Raw genomic sequence first — 20,244 nt, 5'->3', positions numbered from 1 at the left:
GGGTTTACCAGTCCGGAACTATGGCTTGCGTGTGTGTGGCCTATGCGATTGAGAACAAGAGGGTTTTCAGGCCGAGGGGAGGGGTTTCCGACCGTAAGACCAGGTTTACCAATGGCCTCAATGACAGTTAATTCTGGACTGGCATTAAGTGATTGGATTAGCATCGAATCTGTCCGCCTTGTTGGTAGCCCCCGCTTACTGTTGGCAGCCGATTGGTCAACCCAAGACCCCAGGATTGGTAAACCAGGGCGTGGCCCTATCGGTCAAAGCCCATCTCTCCCTTCCACTGTCACCGGCCACCTTCCACACCCTCGCGAAACTGCGGCCAATGGCTGACATCCGTACGGCTTCCTGAGGCTGCGTGGAGATCCAAGGTGTGCCTGTCACGCCAGGGATAACTCGAGCTGCTACCCGGTGGTTTCCGTTCCGCCGCTAGGACTAGCGCACGATGTCGAGGAAAGAATTCGTCCCACTCAATCTGCTCGCCAAGTCGGCAGGAATCTCGCGGCAGGCAGTTTGCAAGGCCTGCCAGCGTGGCCACTGGCGAGGGCACGCCCTGGATATGCGCGTTGTTCAGGGTAAGGGTGGCAACGCGGGCAAGCATTATCTCGTGAGTTTGGCTTCACTCCCACCCGAGTTGCAACTCCGGTTGAAGCCCATTGAAACGACGGTTCAAAATGGTCCGAAGCCGATTGCATGCCGGGACCGGCACGGCCGAGCCGACAAAGGCAAGAAACGCGTAGTCATCAGTCGGCAGTGGGATGCTTTGGTACCCTTCGACGCTGGCACAAAAGCCAAAATTGCAGAGGACCTAAAACAGGAAATCCGAGGGCTTTTGGCAGCCGGCGCAGCTTGGGGACACGTCAAGCTATTGGCTCGTAACTTCCTGGTCGAGACGACCAGGTCATGGGGGTTCCGCCCTAGCGATTTTTCGAGTTTCGAGCAAGCTTGTTCGATCCCGTGGACGCTCGTTTCGGAAGAGCTACATTATCGGAAGGTCCACCAGTTCCGCACCAACCGCAAAGCCTATGAGGACAGCCGCCCGCGCGGTCGGCGCTCTATCGAAGGCATGCGCCCGATGGAGTTGGTTGTCGGAGACGTGCACCCGATCGACATCCACCTGACGCGGGCTGAGGGCTCGATTTGTACAGCGAAGTTGATCGCGTTTCTCGATTGGGCGACTGGCCGCGTCTGGTGTGATCTGATCGCATTTGACAAGCGCGGCGGCGTCAACAATCGTGACGTGATCGAAGTCTTCGGGGCCATGGTGGAGCATCCTGCCTTTGGCCTGCCTGAAGCCCTCTACATAGATAACGGCAAGGAATATGGGTTCGCCACGTACCTGGCCCCCGCAACGACATTGACGGTGCCCGGGTTCCATGGGCCGGCTCGCACGGTGAGGGTTATCAACGCCTTGCCTTACAACGCCCCGGCAAAGCCAATCGAACGCTGGTTCGGTGACTTCGAGTCTCGCTATCTGAGTTCAGTACCGGGTTGGATTTCCGGCAATCGTATGAACAAGCGCCAGGAGGCGATCGGCCGGACGGTTGCGGCCTATGGCACCTTTGAAGATTTCGTTCCGGCGTTCTTCGGTCTCCTGAAGGCCTATCACAGCGTGCCCACGGGAAAGCAGAGCGGCCTCAAGGGGCTTTCGCCCAACGCCATTTTTCAACAGCACGTTGCTACAGGGTGGTCAGCGATCACCATGAGTCGGGATGAGGTCCGCGCGTCTGTAGCGCGCCGCGTCGAGCGCACTGTGATTCAAGGCGCGTTTCAGATCCGTGGGCGTAGGTGGTCCTGCGAAGAGCTGTGGCAGTATACGCACGATAAGGCTCTGGTCTGCGAGCCGGTCTATCATGCGCCGGCCGAGCTGCTTGTGCTGGACATGAAGGGCAACAGGCTCGGGATCGCCACCCCCGATGTTGCACTTCATCCGCTTGATCATCGGGGCGCCCAAAGCACGGCAGCACGGGCGAGGGCGCATCGCAGTGCGATCGTGGACATGGCTCGCTCGGCCCCGAAAATCGACGTTGCAGCTCGGCTGATAGCGCTTGGTCAGGCTCAACCTGAGATCATCCCCAACGAGCCGGCGGGCAAAGTGTTGCTCGATCCGTCGGATCGGCCGGCGCGGATGGTGATGCCGAAGAAGCCATCGAACTCCGAAGAGCGCCGACGCGAACAGGACGAGCGTATAGCCGCTCAGATGGACCTAGTGAAGAGGATCGTCGGATGACGATGTTTGTTGAGACTCGCGCTGCGCTCACTGTGCGCGCCGCCTTCGACACCGCGGTCAAGATGCGATATCCGGTGCTTGCGGTCGGCAAAGCCGGACTCGGAAAGACTGTAGCGCTCAACTGGATAGCCCAAAGCGGAGCTGCCTATTGTGAGGTTGCGCAGCATACCAAGGCTATCAGGCCGATGTTCCTGATGCTGCACGACGCCTACGGCGTCCAAAAGGACAGCAAGCACACATACGACCTTGCGAAGGATTGTATGAACTTTCTGGGCTCCCGATATGGCCCGACGCGTCCGCTGCTGGTAGACGAATATCAAAACTTCACACCCACTGTTTTGCGTGAGCTGCTGCACCTTCAGGAGCACTGCGGTTTCGCTTTGCTGCTTGCCGGCAACACTCATCGGTTAGCGGGGACGCGGCGTGATACCCACGCTATGGATCAGATCGAAAGCCGCATCGGCATGCGTTTCGAGATCGGGCAGCCGACGCGGGAGGACTGCGAGAGGATAGGCGCCGAACACAACGTTCAGGGAGCTGACGCCTACGAGGCAATCGCCACCTATGGTCAGAACACCTCCCTTCGCGCGCTTTGCCACCTGCTCCAGAACTGCGCTGCCGCTACCAGCGGCGAGGACAGCATTCGTCTTCCTCGGATCGAGACCATGCTTCGCGGCATGTCGTGCGGCAGCGACGCGCTCAAGCTTCTACACGAGCCCCGAAAAGACTTCGCACACGACGTCAGCGGCCCCACTTAATTCCGGACGACGACAGATAATTCCGGACATCACACTGGAACCCTTGGTTGGGAATTCGGCGTGTTCGTACGGCGCTCCTCGCCGGGGGCAGTCGGTCCCGCGTCCCGCCTTCGGCGGCGCTATGCTGACGCTCCTTCGGCTACCCTTTTAACCGGTCTCGTCGCCGCAGTCGGTCCCGCGTCGCGCCTGCGGCGCCGCTATGCTGACGCTCCTTCGGCTGCTTCATTCTTGGAGGGAAGCCGGGCCAAGGTGCTCTTTGCGCATGAGGATATCCAACACGGCCAAACAACCGGACGACACTCACACGCGAGGGGAGAGATGGTCTTGGCCATCCCTCCCCCGCGAATGCCGTCTGCGCAGAGCGAAGCCGCCCGCTCGCAAGGCGGCAAATGATCCCCATCACTTAAATTGATCCGAGCCGCCCCGCTCGCCGCGCAGCCCAGCTCCGCTCGTCGGCATTCGCCCCCCTCTCTGCCGCGCGCTCACGCGCCCCCGGAAGGCATGCCGAGGGGCATGCCTTCGGCATGTTAAGAGAAAGGACCCAGAACCATGACCATCCATGCAAAAAACGTCGAAACCGGCACCGTTAGCCAAAGCGGCACCGAGGCTTTCATTCCGCTGAACAAGCTGAAAAAGTCGCCGCGCAATGCGCGCAAGACGCCGCATAGCGAGGCGATCATCGAAGCTTATGCGGCAAGCATTGCCGCCAAGGGTGTCCTGCAAAACCTTGTGGTTGAGCCGGAGCTTGGCGGCGAGGGGACTGAAACCGGCTTCTATCTCGTCACCATCGGTGAAGGCCGCAGGCTGGCTCAGCTTTTGCGCGTGAAGCGGAAGCAGATCAAGAAGACCGAACCGATCCGCTGCGTCATCGACACCGTGAACGATGCGCACGAGATCAGCTTGGACGAGAACGTTACTCGCGAGGCGATGCATCCCGCTGACCAGCTCGAGGCATTCCGTCGCCTCAATGAGGAGCGCGGATGGGGAGCGGAAGAAATCGCCGCCCGCTTCGGTGTGACCGCACACGTGGTGCGGCAGCGTCTGCGACTTGGTTCTGTCAGCCCGAGGCTGATGCAGGTCTACCGCGATGGTAATCTGACCCTCGACCAGTTGATGGCCTTTGCCATCACCGAGGATCATGCACGGCAAGAGCAGGTTTTTGACAGCCTCACCTACAATCGCGATCCGTACATGATCCGTCGCCAGCTTACACAGACCCATGTTGCGGCTGCCGACCGCCGCGCCATCTTCATCGGTGAAGAGGCCTATATCGACGCCGGCGGCATGATCATCCGCGACCTGTTCACGGATGATCGCGGTGGTTTTTATGATGACGCGGCCTTGCTCGACCGAATGGTCATCGAGAAGCTGCAAGGCGTCGCGGAAACCGTCAGGCAGGCCGAAGGTTGGAAATGGGCGGATGTCCATATCGACTATCCGCACGCGCATGGTCTGCGCCGCACCTATCCGCAGCCGGTGGCTTTGTCGGAGGAGCACGAAGCTGCCTATGCGCAGGCGTTGGAAGAGTTTAATCGGCTGACGGAAGAATGGAGCAGCGCCGAGGAACTGCCTGACGATGTCGATAAGCGTTTTGGCAAGCTTGAGGCTGAGATCGAGCACATCGACGCACTGCGCCACGCCTACGATGCCGATGTCGTTGCGCGCGGCGGAGTGTTTGTCGTGCTTTCCCATGACGGGACGGCGCGCATCGAACGCGGCTTCATCCGGGGCGAAGACGATCAGCCGGAAACGGAAGTGCAGGAAGAGAGCGATGGCTACACCATCAATGGTGATGGTGAGATCATCGAGGAAGGTGTCGGTCCGGACGGTGATAGCGACGACGAAGCGGAGGATTCCGGCAAGCCTCTTTCCGATATTCTCGTGCGCGACCTGACCGCGCACCGGACACTCGGCCTTCGCCTTGCGCTTGGCGAGCAACCGGACATCGCGCTGATCGCCGTCACGCACGCACTTGCCGCGCAGGCTTTCTATCAGGGTGCCGAAGCTCACTGCTTGGAAATTCGCCCCACCAGCACTTACTTGGCCGGCCACGCGGATGGCATCGAGGACACGGCGGCGGCCAACGCGCTGGCGGATCGTCATGCGGGATGGGCGGCGGATATGCCGGTCGATGTGGCCGACCTATGGGGCTACATCGCCGCGCTCGACCATGTCAGCGTCATGGCGCTGTTTGCGCATTGCGCCTCGCTCACGGTCAACGCCGTGAAGCAACCTTGGGAGCGCAAGCCACGCGCTCATGAGACGGCCGACATGCTGGCAGCGGCGGTCGCGCTCGACATGACGGCACATTGGAGGCCGACCGTGAGCTCCTATCTCGGGCGTATCACCAAGGCACATATTCTTTCCGCCGTATGCGAGGCAGTGAGCGACGAGGCGGCCGAGAGGCTTGCTGCCTTGAAGAAGCAGCCGATGGCCGAAGCCGCCGAGCAGTTGTTGGCCGGAACAAGCTGGCTCCCGGCACTCATGCGCACAACGGAGCCCGCTGCGCTTGGAGAGGCGCATGACGTGACCGGTGAGGCAGCGGCGGCAGCAGACGAACCGTCCGGGGCGGACTTTGAGCCTCCTCAGGGCGAGACGGACTTGGCCGCAACGGATAGCGGGAGCGTGGCCGAGGAAGGCGAACCGCTCCACATTGCAGCCGAGTGATAGGCGCAGGCCGGAGCTGCTTCGGCGGCTCCGGTTTAGTTGCTTTGACAGGTACTAGAAATTTCCGGCCGCGCTTCCGCGCGGCCGGAACCTCGACAGCACGACACCATCAATCGGAACAACGAAAAGCCATTCCAAACGCGACACGCTTCAATCCCACGACGCGGCGGACGGCGGGGGACTTTCCCGCCGAAGCTCCGGCGGGGGACGCAGGTTTTTCGGTGGCCGATCATACTGCAACGCTGGGGAGGATCATTTGGGCATCGTCCGCGCTCTGGTCTCGACCAGGCTCGCACAGACCGGGCGGCGGTCGGATATCCCGCTGGATGTGGCAGTAGTCGCTGCCCTGGCGCGGGTATGGCTTTCCGTGCCGCTTCGAATGCAATGGGTTTCAAGGCAAAGAGCGGCGAAAGCCTGGATCTTCCATCGTCACCATCATATTTCCGCGGGGCAGGATCCCTCCCTTGCCGTGTATTGGCTTCCCTGATCCACGAGCCCTTTGCGCTGTGAATCCAATTGACCGCCATTGCGGCGGTTCCTCTTTCGTCTGCCGGCAAGCCACGCCCACGGCGTCCTCGAATGGATTGGGTCTGACCGAAGACCGGCTTCGCCTCGATCGCTTCCCGCAACGGCGGCGCTCCGTTTTCTTCCCCTGGCCGAACCACCCCACCACGAAGCGTGGCGGGGACCCCGGTTTGCGCGGCCATTCCTCGCGGTCCAAGAAAGCCTCGCCCTGCCGTCTTCCACTTCGTTTCAGCCCCTTCGGTATGCGGACCGATCGTCTCCAGTCTCACGACCACCATCGAGGCCGCGATGGGCGCGGCTCGAGCAATAGAAGGAACCACCGCAATGGCTACGATCGGCATCTTCACCAGGACCGCAAAGGGCTTCAAGGGCTCAGTCAAGACCCTCAACCTCAACGTCAAGACCGTCGATTTCGTCCCCGCCGACGGCGACAACGAAAAGGGCCCGGACTACCGCATCTTCGCCGGCGCCACCGAATTCGGGGCGGCATGGAAGAAGACCTCGCGCGAAGGCCGCGATTATCACTCCGTCAAGCTCGACGACCCGAGCTTCCCCGCTCCGATCTATGCGAGCCTGGTCGAGACCGAAACCGAAGGCGAGTTCTCACTCATCTGGTCACGCCGCACCGCCGAGTGAAATCAACACCGCCAAGAAGCCCCGGCGCGCCGCGCCGGGGCTTCACCATGCTCAGTCCGCCACCGCCCGATCGTAGTCAGTTCGATGGAGCAGGCTAGGCCTTGGCAACTTTCCGTGTTTTCTTGACCGGCGACTTTGCAGCAGGCGAGGTTACGGTCGCGGCAGCTGCACGAGTCGTCCGTTTCGGCTTCTGCGCCTTGGTTATTTCTGGTGCAACCGGCTTGCGCCCGAGACCGACCGCCTTCGCCAACGCCGAGCGGGTAGCGGCATAGTTCGGGGCGACCATCGGATACTCGGCAGGCAGGCTCCACTTCTGCCGGTATCCCTCGGGGCTCAGATTGTAATGCGTGGCCAGGTGCCGCTTCAGCGACTTGAACTTCTTTCCGTCTTCCAGACAGATGATGTAGTCCGGCGTCACCGACTTCCTGATCGAAACGGCAGGCTCCAGTTTCACCGCAGGTTCGGCCACGGATGTGCCGACGTTCTGCAGAGCGATATGAATATCGCCGATCAGTTTCGGCAGCTCTGCCGCCGGCACCGGATTGTTCGACACATAGGCGGAGACAATATCGGCAGCGATCGATACGAGATCGGCTCTGGTCTGTAGGTCCTCGGACACGGTCATGAAATCTTCCCTCTTGATTCTCTTGGGCAGCAATTAAAAATTTGTGTGGCTGTCTATCTGATCATCAAGCAAATAATTCGTTATCATCTGACGATCGCCATTCTTGCGAATATCAACTCGGCAAGCACCACTACCATGATCTGATCGCAACCGAACGACGCTGGCGATCGTTTTCAGGGAAGCGAGGAGACTTCCCCCTCGCTTCCCCGCCATTGCCGCCTGTGCAGAGCAGGACCGCCGGCTCGCAAAGCGGCCGACCGGTCGCCAACCATCAATCAATCCATCCGCTCCGCTCGACCGTGCAGCCCGGCTCCGCGCGCCGGCAATGGCCCCCATCACTCCCGCGCGCTCACGCGCCCCCGGAAGGCATGCCGAGGGACATGCCTTCGGCATTGACGGAAAAAGGAGCGACCCCAATGAACATGACCACGAACACCAACAGCATCGACAACAGCCAGCAGCAGCCAGTTTCCGGCGGCTTTCGCGTCGACATCTCGCGCGGCGAGCGGATCGGCCGTGTTTCGTCGGAATGGTTCTCGCGCCCCGACGATGAGCGCTATCTGTCGCTGACCGAGCTTTACGATGCGGTGCGCGCCCGCACGGATCACGCCACAGCCCGCACCGTTGAGAGCCGCGCCGTCCGTGTCGAGGCGAGCCGTGAGAATGCGGAAAGGCTTTCGCTAATTGTTCCCGGACAAGACCAGCCGATTGCGCCCACCCATTGGAGCTTCGGCCAACTTTGCAGCCTTGTCGGCGCTCCCGCGACTTACATGCGCCAGCTTCCCGCGCCGCTGGCAGGCATCAACCTGCAGCACGGCCTGCTCAATCACCGCGCCGAGCTTGTCAAAACCTTGGAGGCAGAAGACGGACGCGTCGAGCTTCGTGCCGTCACCGGCCCGGACTACGGGCGCATCTGGGATCACGAGCTAGTCGCCGCCGTCATGAAGATCGCAGGCAACGGAATCGGCGACACCATGTGGAAGGTGCCGGGCATGCTGGATTGGGCGACCATGACGCACAATCCCTTCATGGACATCACCAAGGACACCACCACGCTTTACGCGAGCGATCGCGACGTGTTCCTGTTTCTGGTCGACGACACCCATCCCATCGAGGCGGGACGCCTGCCGAACGGAGAGCCGGATTTGTACTTCCGGGGATTTTATTGCTGGAATTCGGAGGTCGGCAGCAAGACACTTGGCATCGCCTCTTTTTATCTTCGCGCCGTGTGTATGAACCGCAATCTTTGGGGCGTCGAAGGTTTTGAGGAAATCAGCATCCGTCATTCGAAATTCGCGGCGCAGCGCTTTGCCCACGAGGCGGCACCTGCCTTGACCAGTTTCGCCAACTCCTCACCCGCGCCGTTTATCGCTGGCATCAAGGCAGCCCGCGAGAAGATCGTCGCTCGCTCTAATGACGACCGCGAAACCTTCCTGCGCAAGCGCGGGTTCTCGAAGGCTGAAGCCGGCAAGGTCATCGAAACCGTCTTGCAGGAGGAGGGTAGGCCACCCGAAAGCATTTTTGATTTCGTGCAGGGCATGACAGCGCATGCGCGCACCAAATCCCATCAGGACAGCCGACTTGAGCTTGAAGGAAAGGCCAAGGCATTGCTCGAAAAGGCAAGCTGATTGTCCGACACTGCGCGGTCGGATATCTGGCCGCGCAATGGCCACGCAATTTGCCGTCGATCCGCGAACGCGGATCGACCGTCGCGGTGGCGCTTGGCTGGCTGCCCCCGCTCGCCGGGCTCCGCCCGGCTCGCGATGCGACTACGGTCATGGTTATCAAATGCATTTCGGACTTATGTACCCGTCCTGCCGATCCGCACGATCCGCTAAGCGGTACCCAGCGTCGACTTACCGTTTTGATATTCTGATGAGCTCGCATGGGTCCACATTCAGCGCAGCGGCGATTCTGCCGAGAACACTGACGCTGGCCGAAACTCGAGCACGCTCGATCGAGCCGACGTAACGCATGCTCAACCCAGAGCGGTCCGCCAATTCCTCCTGCGTCACATCCTGATCATGGCGCAAACGACGCAAATTGGTCGCCATGACCTCCTTGAGATCCATGACGACTACGGACCAGAAGAGGAACTATCGTTCTAGGAATGATCGTTCCTATTCGCTACAGTCAGATCCGGTCTGAAGAATGGTCTGTTGAAGCGGGACAGTTCACACTATGCTTAAACCTCTGCTTGATCCCGACGTCGCCGACGTTGCGCCGGTCGCCTCGATCCTGACCGGCTACGATGAGGAGCGTCTTCTCACCTACATCCGGCTTCTTGATGCGGCAGCTGAGGATGCCGACTGGCGCGAGGTGGCCAGGATCGTTCTGCACATCGATCCCGAGAAGGAGCCCGATCGCGCTTTCAGGGCTTGGGAAACACATCTCGCCCGTGCTCGATGGATGACGACCAACGGCTATCGGTATCTCCTGGCAGGCGGTGCACCACACTAGGCACCGTTGACCCTCTAGCTGTGCTGAATCAGCAAAGCGGTTTGCCGACTCTCTGACTACCCAGCCGAACTGGCGTCTCGGAAGCTGATTGCGAAGCTCGCTGCCGAACGCGAGCCTCCGATGAGGACCGTTGCCATGTCGCACAGCGATTGGACCGATCCGGCGGCATACGAGCACATGCGCGGCTACGAAGCCGATAAGTTTGCCGCCGAGTACCTGATCCGGAACGCTGATTTCGCCGCCGAATGCGACCGGCTGGCGTCACGTCCATTGATGGCAGGAGAACTCGCCGGTCCGCCAGATTTCGCCGCTCGTTGGGGCGCGCGATTTCGCGATCGTTGGTGACGAGCCTCTATCTCCTGAACACATCGTCTGGACCGAACAGGCTTCGCCACGAGTTCTTCGCGCAACGAAGTTGGCAGCTGCCGCCGGTTCCTCGCAGCCGGCCCTTCAACCTACCCAACTCAACACGGCTCACAGCTGGACCGAAGCCGAGCAGGTTCATATGATTCTCTGGCCGCAGGCGCCGGAGGCATGTCACATTGTCTCTGGTGAACCTGACGGCCTGCTCGACATTAACGCCATTGTCCTGCCGCTCGATGCGAACTTCGAAACCCGCCTCGACGCCGCGCGCCGGTTCTGGCGTGCGGCGAACGGTCGTCCACTCGGCACCCTCTATGGTTCCTTGCCTCAACAAACCAGGCTGAGGCACATACTCAATCTGCGCGTCTTTGATGGAAGAAGCACGCGGGTGCCCTATCGCCGGCTGGCCGAGGAACTCCTGTCGCGAGAACCTATCGCACCGCGCGACTGGCGCGATCATCATCTTCGCCACAAGCTACGGGCGATCCTGCGACGCGCCGACCGCCTGGTCGCCGGAGGCTATCGCGACCTTCTCCTCTATCCCCAGAGCCGCAGCCGCAAATCCGACTGCTGAGATTTTCAGCCGGGGGGTAGCAAAAACGCGCCCGCGATCTTTGCCCTCCTCCCATTTTCTCAATTCGGCCATCGTCCGTTTCGCGCGTCCCGGCAGGCCAGGGCGACAGCAGAACCCAATGGAGATTAAGCGATGTCGAAGGCGGACGCGCCCCAAAAATATCTTCGCACCAAGGAGGCCGCACCTATCGTTGGTCTCTGCGCCCGGACACTGGAAAAACACCGGACCTATGGCACTGGTCCCAAATACCGCAAGGTCGGTGGCCGCGTTCTCTACGACATCGCCGACCTGCATGCCTGGATCGAGCTTGGCGCGCGCACATCCACCAGCGACATAAACGCCGCCTATGTTCCGCCCGCCAAGCCACATGCGGCGCGCGCGCCCGCCTACGCCGGCAAGTCGCGCTGAGATTTCGAGCTGCGGGATCTGGACATGCGCCCAACACCGACAGACCTGGAGCCGATTGCGATGTTTCATGCGCGGCCCGGCAAGATGGCGTTGCGCGATGCGCAGGACTTGATGGCCTGGCCATTCTTCTCGCTTGCCAAATCGCGGCGTATCACGCCGATCGATTTCCGAGTGGGTGAAATCGCCATCCGTGTCGAGGCTACCATCGAGCACGGCATGGCAACTATCTGGGATGCCGACATCCTGATCTGGGCCGCCTCGCAAATTGTCGATGCCCGTGACAAGGGGCTGCGGACCTCGCGCATGATGGCGGCGACGCCGCACGAAATCCTGACCTTCATCGGTCGCGGTACGTCCGCCCGCGAGTATCTGCTGCTCAAGGCAGCGCTCGACCGTCTCCAGTCGACCACCGTCGCCACCTCGATCCGCCAACCCACCGAGCGGCGCATGCACCGCTTCTCCTGGATCAACGAATGGAAGGAACGGGCCGACCATCGCGCTCGACCGCTTGGCATCGAGCTTGTCCTGCCCGACTGGTTTTATGCCGGCATCATGGTCATGTATGCTGGCAAAGTCGTCGAGCAGCTCAAGGCATCGGAATTGAGTCAGGCCCAGCATCCCTACACGCGCGGGCTGCTCAACTGCATGCCAAAAATCGGCGCCGACCGTCACCCGCTGCCGGTGCTCGACCGCAAGCCGGAGTGGGCGCAATGACCGCAGCCATCGCCATTTCCGGCCTGGAGGTCACCTTCAAGAGGTTTCGTGCGTTAAAAGGCGTGAGCCTTGTCGTGCAGCCCGGCGGATCATTCGGCCTTGTCGGCGAATCTGGGGCTGGCAAGTCGACGCTGCTGAGGGCTATCGCTGGGCTGGCGCCGATCACATCCGGAACTGCGCTGGTCCAAGGCCGGCCGCTTGGCCACCACCGCGACATTGCATTTTATCGGCAGGTGCAGATGGTCTTCCAGGACCCGTACGGTTCGCTGCATCCGCGCCAGACAGTCGATCGGCTGCTGCAGGAGCCTCTCGCAATCCATGGCATCGGCGATGGCGAGAAGCGGATCCGGCGAGCGCTAGACGAAGTCGGACTGGGCTCTGGCTTTCGTTTCCGCTACGCGCATCAGCTGTCCGGCGGCCAACGCCAGCGCTTGGCAATAGCGCGCGCCCTTATCCTCGAACCATCAATCCTGCTGCTCGACGAGCCGACCTCGGCACTCGACGCCTCCGTGCAGGCCGAAGTGCTGAATCTCCTGCAAGACGTGCGGCAGCAGCGCAAGCTCACTTTCCTGGTGGTCAGCCATGATCTCGGTGTGATCCACCACATGTGTGAACGGCTGATGGTGATGCAGAACGGCGAGAGCGTCGAAGAAGTCGCAGCTGAAGACCTCGTGGCCGGCCAGGTGCGCCAGGAATACACGCTCAATCTGCTTCGGGCCAGCAAAGGTTTCGAGCGCAGCCCGAAAGGCCTTTTGGACTGAGGCGCTCCGAGCCGAAATAGATCAATTCCATAACCAATTAGGTGGGAGATGATGAGACAGGGCCAGATCCTTGAAGGCCAAATTCTTGGCTGGATGAGTGCTTTACTGTTCGAAGTGCCGCTCGTTCACGCGACGGACGCCGTATCTCTCAGGGATTACGATCCCTCTCAAAACGTAAGTATTTGTGCTACAATGGGGGAGGGGTTTGTTCAGCTCCCGCAAAGCCCCACCTGCGTTAGGATCGGCGGATCCGTCGAGTACGAAATTACAGCCGGCGCCGACCCTTCCTCTGGTGAGCGCCGAAAAACTTGGGGCCAATCTACCAGCGCTACCCTGTACGGTGATGTCCGGACCCAAACTGAACAGGGGATGCTGCGCGCACATTTCGAATTGGAATCCAACATCGTTGACGGCGTCAATGAAGGCGTCACCTTTTCTGAGGGGGTGATTGGCCTGGGTGGTATCCAAGTCGGCGCCTCCAGCTCGCAATTTGATAGCTGGCTGGATTCGGCCGGCAATGTTCTAAACGACGATGTCATCCCCTACGCTGGCGGCAAGACAAATCAGCTGAATTACACGGCCAGCCTCGGGAGTGGGATTTCCGCGATGCTTGGCGCCGAGCAAGGGGACGAAGGCGACGATGAAAAGGGCGATCAAGGGCATGCAATCGACAGCTATATGCCTCACCTCGTCGGCGGGCTGAAGCTCGAACGGAACTGGGGGGCGATTGGCACGGTCATCGGCTACGACTCCATGGCTGAAGAAGTCGCGGCAAAGGCGCGGCTGGACCTCAAGCTTGGCGACACCTTCTCAGTGTTCGCCATGGGTGGGTATCAATCAAATCCTGGAATCCCGAGTTACTTTGGAGCGTGGAACGGGAGTTACGCGGCCTGGGGCGGCCTTTCTGTATTCCTGTTGCCAAAGCTCACCCTCAATGGCCAAGCGGGCTATGAAGATGCCGGCACCTATGCCTTGGCGTTCAACTTTGACTACGAGATCGCTCCAGGGTTCACCGTAACGCCCGAACTCGATTACACCGTCTTCGGCAGCGATCCCTCGAAGCCCAGCGACGCGCTGGGCGGCATGATCAGCATTCAGCGTGATTTCTGACGGGAACATGTCGCCAAGCGATTGCTCCACTGACGCCACTGATGCGCGGACCGGCCATCAGAAAAATCAATCTGCCAGACACTTCAAGACAAGGAGAATGATCATGACCTCAACCCGGCGTTCGCTGCTTAAGATGGGACTGGTGGGCTTGCTTGTGCCGCAGGCGAGGGTTGTTTTGGCGGATCAAAAGCCAAACCAGACCTTCGAGACCTGGCGCCGCAACTTCGAAACCGGAGTTCCGGCACGCATGGCCGTGGCCAAGGTGTCAGGAGCCGCCGTGGGGATAATTTCGAAAAATGGCTCAACCAGCTATTCGGCCGGCTTTGGCTTTGCCGACATTCAACAGCAACGAAAATTCACTGCAGACACTCCAACGCATCTGGCATCGGTCAGTAAGTTGTTTACGGCCTCCGCCCTAGTCCAGCTGTTTGAGCGCAAGGGCCTCGACCTGCATCGAGACGTGAACGAGTTCATCGACTTTACCGTTATAAATCCCCACCACCCCAACATCCCGATCACGCCCCATCAACTCATCACCCACACGTCCAGCATCTCTGATGACGGATATGGAGACTACTCCGTCGTGGGAGATCCAACGCAAAGCCTGGCTGACTTCCTTCGCGACTATCTTGTGAAGGGTGGGGACACCTATTCGCCCAGGAAATCGTACTACAAGGCAAAACCTGGCAGGAAGTGGTCCTATTCCAACGTTGCCGTTGCCCTGGCAGGTTACGTCGTTGAGTGTCTCAGCAAACAGGGCTTCTCCTCTTATGTGGAGAAGCAAATATTCGAACCGCTCGGCATTCGCAACGCGCATTGGCATCTGAAACAATTTGCGCCGGACGTGATTTCGACACCTTACAGGTTCGAAAAGGGGGCTTTTGTTCCACTGCCTCAGGAAGGATATCCCGATGTCCCTGCAGGCATGTTGCGCTGTTCGGTCAGCGACCTTGCAAAGATGCTGCGTGCAATGCTCGGGGGTGAAACGGCCAGTCAGGCAATTCTATCGCCTGCCGCCGTCACCGCCATGCTGCGCGACCAGATCGACCCAGCGATCGTTCATTACCAGGGGCTTGGCTGGATCGAGGAGGAAATCAACGGGACACCCTTTGTTGGGCACTCCGGCAGCGATTTCGGCGCTTCCAACATGGTTATCCTGACGAAGGACCATCGCCATGCAGTCGCTGTGCTGATGAACATCGATGGAACGGAAAAGACTGACACGTTCAGGAGTTCGGTAATTGAAGATCTGCTGGCCGGCGCAGACCTCGCAACGTGAATTGGTCCAGAAGGAGACTTACTCCGAATAGCGGAGATTCATGCCTCTAGCAGGAAGAGCAAATGACGCATTGTGTTTTGACGGCCGAATTCACTCACGAAACGAACACCTTCAACGTGATCAAGACGGACTATGAAGCCTTTCGGAGCAGCCGCATCCTGGAAGGCAATGACGCCATTTCGGCTCGCGGCGATGCCAATACCGAATTGGCCGGATTTCTGGATGTTGCGCGCAAATACTAGTGGGATCTGGTGCATACGATCAGTGCCGATGCCGAACCTGCTGGTCCGGTCACGCGTGACGCGTTTGACCGCATCACCGATAAGATACTGGCTAAGGCGGCGGCTTTGGGCGACAAGCTTGATGGCATTTTGCTTGGCGTGCATGGCGCCATGGTGACCGATTTTTCTTCAGATGGCGAAGGTGAATTGCTTGAGCGTTTACGTCGAGTGCTGAAGCGCCGCATACCGATCGCCGTCACGTTGGACCCGCATGCCAACGTTACCGCCAGCATGTGTGAAAACGCGGACGTCCTGATTTCTTTCAAAACTTATCCACATGTCGATATTCGCGAAACCGCTCGCCATGCCGCCGAGTTGCTGCACAAGGCAATTCAAGGTTCCATCAGACCCAAGACTCTTTTGATGCGAAGGCCAATGCTGGAGGAGGCAAATGCCGGCCGCACGGATATCGGGCCAATGATTGATTGGATAGAAGAAGCAAGGGAGCATGAAAGGAGTGCCGGTGCACTCGCGGTCAGCATCAATGGGGCCTTTCCAGGTGCCGATGTGAAGGAAGTCGGCCCCACCGTGGTGGTGACCTATGACGGCGAGCCCGACAGACACATAGCTTTTGCGGAGCGCATCGCCGACAAAATCTGGGACAATCGCGAGAATGTCCTCAACAAGTTCTACACGCCTAAAGAGTCGGCCGAGATTGCTCGCTGCTACATGGGTGAACGGCCGCTCATCATCGCTGACTACGCCGATAATCCGGGTGCCGGCGCGTATGGCGACGCCACCGCGCTTCTCGATGCACTCTTGAAGGCGCGCGTCCAGAATGCGTGTTTTGGCCCAATGGTTGATGCCGGGACAGTTAACCAGCTATCAAATGCGAAGATCGGTGATACCGTTTCCGTTTCCCTGGGCGGCAAGATGGACCCGCGCTTTGGCGGACCACCATTGCAGGTTGAGGCTAAGCTTTTGCGTCTAAGCGACGGAAAGCTTGTAGGCACCGGGCCGCAGTTGGGCGGGCTCCAATTCAGTTTTGGTCCCACGGCCGTCATCTCGGTCGGTGGAGTGAAGGTGCTCGTCGTCACTGAGCGCTCGCAGTTGCTGGATCAGGAGCAATTCCGAGCCTTTAGCATAGAGCCGACGGCACACGACGTCATCGTTGTGAAATCCCAACAGCATTTCCGCGCGGACTTTGAATCTATCGCTGGAGAGATCATCATCTGCGATTGCGGTGCCCTGTCGACGATGGACTACGTCAAAATGCCGTTCAGGAACGTGCCGCGGCCGATTTACCCGCTCGACAAATTCTAGTGCGAGAACACGGACGATCCCGAGCGCCGGTACTATGTTAGGCGTGCTCGCGTCGTGCGCGGCGTAGCTAGCAGAAGGCTGGTTTCGCTCCCGGTTATGCCGCCAATCAGACGGATGCGGCGCAGCACCGCATCGAAATCAGTCAGCGAGGCGGTTCCAAGTTCCACAACCAGATCCCAGCGGCCGTTGGTGGTATGGATAGTCGACACTTCGGGAAACCCGCCCAGTGCCCTGACGACGCGGTCGGCGGCATGACCCTCAATTTCAATAAGCATGATGCCCCGAATGCGTTGATCGACGGCGTCCGCGCGCAGCACCACCGTGTAGCCGATGATGTCGCCGGATCGTTCCAGCCGCTCCATGCGCGTCCTGACCGTGGCGCGCGAGACGCCGAGATCGACGGCAAGATCAGACACGCTGCGCCTGGCGTCATGCCGAAGCAGGGTCACAAGGCGTTCATCGAGAGCGTCCATTGAGGTACCATTTTGATCAATTTCGCTGCCATTACGATAAACAATGCTTTTCGGATTGCCAATTCACCTGCTTCATATCGCCGGCTCACCGTGATCTCATCCCGGCCATTCGAAACTTGGTCGTCGGGAAAACAATGCGTTGCAAAATCGTCGGGGCGCCAGTGCAAGATGGCGCTGGCAGGATGGGATGCGAGATGGGGCCGAGCGCGCTCAGGACCGCCGGGCTGGCCGAGGTGCTGGCCGGCCTTGGCCATATCGTCGAGGATCTGAGGGCCGTCCAGCCGCTTCCGGCAAAGCGCGTCGTGCATGGCAATCTGGCCCTGAAGGCCCTGCCCGAAATATCGGCCTGGACATCTGCCATCGCCGAAGCCGCCTATGCCGCAAGCGAGGACGCCATGCCGATCTTTCTGGGTGGCGATCATTCGATCTCGGCCGGGACCATCGCAGGCCTCGCGCGCCGCGCCGCCGAAACCGGACGTCCGCTGTTCGTATTGTGGCTCGACGCGCATCCAGACTTCCACACGCTCGACACCACCGCCAGCGGTAATCTGCATGGTGTTCCGCTTGCTTACGCCAGTGGTCAGCCCGGCTTTGGGGGCTATTTTCCGGAGCTGCCGGCAGCGGTCGATCCCAAGCGTATCTGCACCATGGGCCTGCGCAGTGTCGACCCGGCTGAGCGAACGGCGCTCAATGAGGCCGGAGTAACCGTGCACGACATGCGCGCCATCGACGAGCATGGCATCGCTCCGCTGCTGCGCGCTTTCCTGGCGCGCGTGTCGGCGGAAGACGGCCTGCTGCATGTCAGCCTTGATGTCGACTTCCTCGACCCGTCGATCGCTCCGGCAGTCGGCACCACCGTTCCTGGCGGCGCGACTTTCCGCGAGGCACATCTGATAATGGAGATGCTGTCCGATAGCGGCCTCGTCTCAAGCCTGGACCTTGTCGAGCTCAATCCCTTTCTGGACGAGCGTGGCCGCACCGCGACGCTGCTGGTCGACCTGACGGCCAGCCTGATGGGCCGCCGCATCATGGACCGCCCCACCCGCAGCCATTCCGGGAGCTTTTCATGAACACGATGAAGCTGAACGTCGTCCCCTTCGTCAGTGTCGACCGCATGATGAAGCTGGTGATCGCCATCGGTGTCGAGCGCTTCCTGACCGAGCTCGCCAGCTACATCGAGGAAGATTTCCGTCGCTGGGAACTGTTCGACAAGACGCCTCGCATCGCCTCGCATAGCCATGACGGCGTCATCGAGCTGATGCCGACAAGCGATGGGCGCCTCTACGGCTTCAAATATGTCAACGGCCATCCGAAGAACATGCGCCAGGGCCTGCAGACGGTGACGGCCTTCGGCGTGCTCGCCGATGTCGGCAACGGCTACCCGATGCTGCTCACCGAGATGACCATCCTGACCGCGCTTCGCACCGCTGCCACGTCCGCGGTCGCCGCGAAGTATCTGGCGCCGAGCGGCGCGCGCACCATGGCCATCATCGGCAATGGGGCCCAATCTGAATTCCAGGCGATCGCCTTTAAGGCGCTGACCGGCATCGATCGGCTCAGGCTCTATGACCTCGACCGGTCCGCCTCGCTGAAATGTGCGAAGAACCTGGCCGGGATGGGCTTCGACATCACCATCTGTGGGAGTGCACAGGAGGCGGTTGAAGGTGCCGGGACTATCACTACCGTTACCGCCGACAAGCAGAACGCCACCATTCTCACAGATAACATGGTCGGGTCCGGCGTCCACATCAATGCCGTCGGTGGCGATTGCCCCGGCAAGACTGAACTGCACAAGGACATCCTGCTGCGCTCTGACATTTTCGTCGAGTTTCCGCCACAAACCCGCATCGAGGGCGAAATCCAGCAACTGGATTCCACCCATCCCGTCACCGAACTCTGGCAAGTGATCGCTGCCAAGGCGCAAGGTCGGCGAGACGCCAAGCAGATCACGCTCTTCGATTCCGTCGGCTTTGCGATCGAGGATTTCTCGGCACTGCGATATGTTCGCGATCAACTGCAGGCGACCGGCCTCTATGAGGAGCTCGATCTGCTGGCCGACCCCGACGAGCCGCGCGACCTCTTTGGCATGCTGCTGAGGGCGGCCCTGCAGCCGGCAGCTTAATGAATCGGCCGAGCTAACGGAGATCGGTGACCGCGCTCATTGGTGTTTTACCTTAGAAAGAGACCTTGTCGCCGCCCTTGAGCTGCAGGATCCGCCGCGCCTCGTCGGGGGTGGCGATGGAGGCGCCGAGCCCCTCGATGATCTGGCGCACCTTGTTCACTTGCTCGGCGTTGGATTTTGCCAGCTGGCCCTTGCCGATCCACAGCGAGTCCTCCAGCCCAACGCGCACATTACCACCCAGCGCTATGGCCTGCGTGGCGATCGGCAACTGGCTGCGGCCGGCGCCCAGCACGGACCAATGATAGTCATTGCCGAACAGGCGGTCGGCGGTGCGCTTCATATGCGCGACGTCCTCCGGATGGCTGCCGATGCCGCCCAGTATGCCGAACACGCTCTGGACGAAGAACGGTGCCTTGACCAGGCCGCGCTCGACGAAGTGGGCAAGCGTATAGAGATGGCCGATGTCGTAACACTCGATTTCAAAACGAGTGCCGCTTTCCGCGCAGGTGCGCAGGATGTGCTCGATGTCACCAAAGGTGTTGCGGAAGATGCGGTCGCGAGAGCCTTCGAGATAAGGGCGCTCCCAATCATGCTCGAAGGTCTTGAAGCGCTCCAGCATCGGATAGAGACCAAAATTCATGGAGCCCATATTCAGCGAGGCGACTTCCGGCGCGAAGGTCGCGGCCGGCTTGACCCGCTCCTCGACGCTCATCGTCGCGGCGCCGCCGGTGGTGATGTTGATGACGCAATTGGAGCGCTGCTTGATCACCTTCAAGAAAGGCGCAAAGGCCTCGGTCGACTGGTCGGGCCGGCCGTCGGCGGGATTGCGCGCATGCAGGTGTACGATGGCTGCACCAGCCTCGGCCGCCCCGATCGCGGCGTCGGCGATCTCTTGCGCGCTCACCGGCAGATGCGGCGACATTGACGGCGTATGGATCGAGCCGGTGACCGCGCAGGTGATGATGATCTTGTTCTGGTTCGCCATTTGAAGG

Annotated in this window: 19 protein-coding genes and 2 pseudogenes; 17 read left to right on the top strand and 4 right to left on the bottom strand. The window is 60.3% G+C overall.

Annotated elements, in window-relative coordinates:
- The first annotated feature begins 448 nt into the window (after positions 1-448).
- The 4 genes from LB571_RS04320 (at position 449) to LB571_RS04305 (ending at position 6,819) form a co-directional block, all read left to right on the top strand.
- Complete coding sequence (locus LB571_RS04320; RefSeq protein WP_224592453.1) at positions 449-2,233, top strand: hypothetical protein; 1,785 nt, start codon at positions 449-451, stop codon at positions 2,231-2,233.
- The gene (locus LB571_RS04315; protein WP_224592451.1) at positions 2,230-2,991 is read left to right on the top strand and encodes an AAA family ATPase; all 762 of its coding nucleotides are present in this window, start codon (positions 2,230-2,232) and stop codon (positions 2,989-2,991) included. The genes LB571_RS04320 and LB571_RS04315 overlap by 4 nt, the downstream gene beginning before the upstream one ends.
- A gap of 549 nt (positions 2,992-3,540) precedes the next feature.
- Positions 3,541-5,658: a ParB/RepB/Spo0J family partition protein gene (locus LB571_RS04310; RefSeq protein WP_224592449.1), complete on the top strand. Its 2,118-nt coding sequence runs from the start codon at positions 3,541-3,543 to the stop codon at positions 5,656-5,658.
- 849 nt (positions 5,659-6,507) lie between these two features.
- Positions 6,508-6,819 (top strand): DUF736 domain-containing protein, encoded by a 312-nt coding sequence (locus LB571_RS04305; RefSeq protein WP_140787357.1) that lies wholly within the window; start codon positions 6,508-6,510, stop codon positions 6,817-6,819.
- A gap of 94 nt (positions 6,820-6,913) precedes the next feature.
- Here LB571_RS04305 and LB571_RS04300 read toward each other — a convergent pair whose 3' ends face one another.
- On the bottom strand, positions 6,914-7,438 hold the full coding sequence (locus LB571_RS04300; RefSeq protein ID WP_411961422.1) for a MucR family transcriptional regulator: 525 nt from the start codon (positions 7,436-7,438) through the stop codon (positions 6,914-6,916).
- A gap of 428 nt (positions 7,439-7,866) precedes the next feature.
- On the opposite strand from LB571_RS04300, the gene LB571_RS04295 reads away from it, so the two are divergent.
- Positions 7,867-9,072 carry a DUF932 domain-containing protein gene (locus tag LB571_RS04295; RefSeq protein WP_411909921.1) on the top strand — a complete coding sequence of 402 codons (1,206 nt, stop codon included), beginning with the start codon at positions 7,867-7,869 and terminating at the stop codon, positions 9,070-9,072.
- A 228-nt stretch (positions 9,073-9,300) separates the two neighbouring features.
- On the opposite strand, the gene LB571_RS04290 is transcribed toward LB571_RS04295, so the two are convergent.
- On the bottom strand, positions 9,301-9,516 hold the full coding sequence (locus LB571_RS04290) for a helix-turn-helix domain-containing protein (RefSeq protein ID WP_224528487.1): 216 nt from the start codon (positions 9,514-9,516) through the stop codon (positions 9,301-9,303).
- A gap of 109 nt (positions 9,517-9,625) precedes the next feature.
- Here LB571_RS04290 and LB571_RS04285 point away from each other — a divergent pair, with 109 nt between their 5' ends.
- From LB571_RS04285 to LB571_RS04240, 10 genes and pseudogenes are all read left to right on the top strand, one after another.
- The gene (locus LB571_RS04285; protein ID WP_224528485.1) at positions 9,626-9,904 is read left to right on the top strand and encodes a DNA -binding domain-containing protein; all 279 of its coding nucleotides are present in this window, start codon (positions 9,626-9,628) and stop codon (positions 9,902-9,904) included.
- Between the two features lie 135 nt (positions 9,905-10,039).
- On the top strand, positions 10,040-10,249 hold the full coding sequence (locus LB571_RS04280; RefSeq protein WP_224528482.1) for a transcriptional regulator domain-containing protein: 210 nt from the start codon (positions 10,040-10,042) through the stop codon (positions 10,247-10,249).
- 70 nt (positions 10,250-10,319) lie between these two features.
- A complete protein-coding gene (locus LB571_RS04275; RefSeq protein WP_224528480.1) occupies positions 10,320-10,841 on the top strand; it encodes a DUF2285 domain-containing protein in 522 nt (173 codons plus the stop codon).
- Between the two features lie 132 nt (positions 10,842-10,973).
- Positions 10,974-11,249: a helix-turn-helix transcriptional regulator gene (locus LB571_RS04270; RefSeq protein WP_140787366.1), complete on the top strand. Its 276-nt coding sequence runs from the start codon at positions 10,974-10,976 to the stop codon at positions 11,247-11,249.
- A gap of 60 nt (positions 11,250-11,309) precedes the next feature.
- Positions 11,310-11,804 (top strand): annotated as a pseudogene (locus LB571_RS04265) (replication initiator protein A); the annotation flags it as partial.
- A gap of 155 nt (positions 11,805-11,959) precedes the next feature.
- A complete protein-coding gene (locus LB571_RS04260; protein ID WP_224585417.1) occupies positions 11,960-12,724 on the top strand; it encodes an ABC transporter ATP-binding protein in 765 nt (254 codons plus the stop codon).
- A gap of 51 nt (positions 12,725-12,775) precedes the next feature.
- Complete coding sequence (locus tag LB571_RS04255) at positions 12,776-13,834, top strand: porin (protein ID WP_224592445.1); 1,059 nt, start codon at positions 12,776-12,778, stop codon at positions 13,832-13,834.
- A gap of 103 nt (positions 13,835-13,937) precedes the next feature.
- Positions 13,938-15,113 (top strand): serine hydrolase domain-containing protein, encoded by a 1,176-nt coding sequence (locus tag LB571_RS04250; RefSeq protein WP_224585421.1) that lies wholly within the window; start codon positions 13,938-13,940, stop codon positions 15,111-15,113.
- Between the two features lie 62 nt (positions 15,114-15,175).
- Positions 15,176-16,036: pseudogene (locus LB571_RS04245) on the top strand (M81 family metallopeptidase); the annotation flags it as partial.
- A gap of 27 nt (positions 16,037-16,063) precedes the next feature.
- Positions 16,064-16,657 (top strand): MlrC C-terminal domain-containing protein, encoded by a 594-nt coding sequence (locus LB571_RS04240; RefSeq protein ID WP_224593000.1) that lies wholly within the window; start codon positions 16,064-16,066, stop codon positions 16,655-16,657.
- A gap of 32 nt (positions 16,658-16,689) precedes the next feature.
- On the opposite strand, the gene LB571_RS04235 is transcribed toward LB571_RS04240, so the two are convergent.
- Positions 16,690-17,130 carry an Lrp/AsnC family transcriptional regulator gene (locus tag LB571_RS04235; RefSeq protein ID WP_140787409.1) on the bottom strand — a complete coding sequence of 147 codons (441 nt, stop codon included), beginning with the start codon at positions 17,128-17,130 and terminating at the stop codon, positions 16,690-16,692.
- Between the two features lie 134 nt (positions 17,131-17,264).
- On the opposite strand from LB571_RS04235, the gene rocF reads away from it, so the two are divergent.
- Entirely contained in the window at positions 17,265-18,200 is a 936-nt protein-coding gene (gene rocF, locus LB571_RS04230; protein ID WP_224585425.1) for an arginase, read from the top strand.
- Positions 18,197-19,252, top strand: coding sequence for an ornithine cyclodeaminase (locus LB571_RS04225; RefSeq protein ID WP_224528421.1), 1,056 nt, complete (start codon positions 18,197-18,199; stop codon positions 19,250-19,252). Before rocF ends, LB571_RS04225 begins: the two co-directional genes overlap by 4 nt.
- A 52-nt stretch (positions 19,253-19,304) precedes the next feature.
- On the opposite strand, the gene LB571_RS04220 is transcribed toward LB571_RS04225, so the two are convergent.
- Positions 19,305-20,237 (bottom strand): 3-keto-5-aminohexanoate cleavage protein, encoded by a 933-nt coding sequence (locus tag LB571_RS04220; protein ID WP_224528416.1) that lies wholly within the window; start codon positions 20,235-20,237, stop codon positions 19,305-19,307.
- Between the last annotated feature and the right edge of the window lie 7 nt (positions 20,238-20,244).

It is taken from the genome of Mesorhizobium sp. BR1-1-4, from assembly GCF_020165375.1.
GTDB classification, from domain to species: Bacteria; Pseudomonadota; Alphaproteobacteria; order Rhizobiales; family Rhizobiaceae; genus Mesorhizobium; species Mesorhizobium australicum.
The sequence above is the reverse complement of the archived record's forward strand: the minus strand, read 5'-3'. Positions and strand labels throughout refer to the sequence as shown.

Bases quoted from the DNA above. Each gene is read 5' to 3' on its own strand.
- LB571_RS04320 (WP_224592453.1), top strand. From the start codon at position 449: ATGTCGAGGAAAGAATTCGTCCCACTCAATCTGCTCGCCAAGTCGGCA.
- LB571_RS04315 (WP_224592451.1), top strand. From the start codon at position 2,230: ATGACGATGTTTGTTGAGACTCGCGCTGCGCTCACTGTGCGCGCCGCC.
- LB571_RS04310 (WP_224592449.1), top strand. From the start codon at position 3,541: ATGACCATCCATGCAAAAAACGTCGAAACCGGCACCGTTAGCCAAAGC.
- LB571_RS04305 (WP_140787357.1), top strand. From the start codon at position 6,508: ATGGCTACGATCGGCATCTTCACCAGGACCGCAAAGGGCTTCAAGGGC.
- LB571_RS04295 (WP_411909921.1), top strand. From the start codon at position 7,867: ATGACCACGAACACCAACAGCATCGACAACAGCCAGCAGCAGCCAGTT.
- LB571_RS04290 (WP_224528487.1), bottom strand. From the start codon at position 9,516: ATGGATCTCAAGGAGGTCATGGCGACCAATTTGCGTCGTTTGCGCCAT.
- LB571_RS04285 (WP_224528485.1), top strand. From the start codon at position 9,626: ATGCTTAAACCTCTGCTTGATCCCGACGTCGCCGACGTTGCGCCGGTC.
- LB571_RS04280 (WP_224528482.1), top strand. From the start codon at position 10,040: ATGTCGCACAGCGATTGGACCGATCCGGCGGCATACGAGCACATGCGC.
- LB571_RS04270 (WP_140787366.1), top strand. From the start codon at position 10,974: ATGTCGAAGGCGGACGCGCCCCAAAAATATCTTCGCACCAAGGAGGCC.
- LB571_RS04260 (WP_224585417.1), top strand. From the start codon at position 11,960: ATGACCGCAGCCATCGCCATTTCCGGCCTGGAGGTCACCTTCAAGAGG.
- LB571_RS04255 (WP_224592445.1), top strand. From the start codon at position 12,776: ATGAGACAGGGCCAGATCCTTGAAGGCCAAATTCTTGGCTGGATGAGT.
- LB571_RS04250 (WP_224585421.1), top strand. From the start codon at position 13,938: ATGACCTCAACCCGGCGTTCGCTGCTTAAGATGGGACTGGTGGGCTTG.
- LB571_RS04240 (WP_224593000.1), top strand. From the start codon at position 16,064: ATGGGTGAACGGCCGCTCATCATCGCTGACTACGCCGATAATCCGGGT.
- LB571_RS04235 (WP_140787409.1), bottom strand. From the start codon at position 17,130: ATGGACGCTCTCGATGAACGCCTTGTGACCCTGCTTCGGCATGACGCC.
- rocF (WP_224585425.1), top strand. From the start codon at position 17,265: ATGCGTTGCAAAATCGTCGGGGCGCCAGTGCAAGATGGCGCTGGCAGG.
- LB571_RS04225 (WP_224528421.1), top strand. From the start codon at position 18,197: ATGAACACGATGAAGCTGAACGTCGTCCCCTTCGTCAGTGTCGACCGC.
- LB571_RS04220 (WP_224528416.1), bottom strand. From the start codon at position 20,237: ATGGCGAACCAGAACAAGATCATCATCACCTGCGCGGTCACCGGCTCG.